At 69.2% G+C, this 682-nt stretch carries 1 protein-coding gene; it reads right to left on the bottom strand.

Annotated elements, in window-relative coordinates:
- Window positions 1-237 precede the first annotated feature (237 nt).
- On the bottom strand, window positions 238-682 hold a 445-nt coding region (locus FV222_RS28390; RefSeq protein ID WP_147816445.1), incomplete at its 5' end, for a PRC-barrel domain-containing protein.

Genomic DNA, 682 nt, shown 5'->3' with positions numbered 1-682 from the left:
GTGCGGGCGCAGCCGCTGGTGCCGATCCGCAAGTCGCGCGAGCGCCGCGTCGCGCGCAATCGGATCGCCTTCCGCAAGGCCTCGACTATCACCGTTCCCACCGAAAACTCCGTGGACGGCGTCATAGCCAAGCTTGACCGTAAGCGACATTCTTGAAGGCGGATTTCGGCGCCCTAGCAGGGCCGGGATTGGCCGGCTCCTAAGCTCCGGAACCGACAGCAACCACCTGACGAGGCGTCAGTTTTGGGGCTTGTACTTGCTGTACTTGAAATCCGGCGCGGCCCCGAGCTGTTCCTTGCTCATGTCAAGCGTGGCGGCGTAGCGGTCGCCGCCCGGCGACAGGATCAGGGCGGCCGGCTGCACCGCGACGTAGCGCGTGCCGACGCCAAGGAAGCCGCCGATGTCGAGCACCACCGCCGTCAGAGTGCGCCCGTCCTCCATCACCAGGTCGACGACGGTGCCGAGCGCGTTGCCGGCGTTGTCCGAGACCTTGATGCCGATCACGTCGGTGGTGAGGAAGCCGGCAGGAACGAGCTTGTTGCGGCCCTCGGCATCCGCCTTCGATCCGGCGCGCTTGATCCCGACGTCGGAGGGGCCGCCGCCCGCGCTGGTGCCCGGCCCGGTGCCCGGCACCACCAGCCCGTCGCTCTGCGCCGGCTTGTCCTCCGGGCCGGGGGCGGCG

Source organism: Methylobacterium sp. WL103 (genome assembly GCF_008039885.1).
Classification (GTDB): Bacteria; Pseudomonadota; Alphaproteobacteria; order Rhizobiales; family Beijerinckiaceae; genus Methylobacterium; species Methylobacterium cerastii.
The sequence above is the reverse complement of the archived record's forward strand: the minus strand, read 5'-3'. Positions and strand labels throughout refer to the sequence as shown.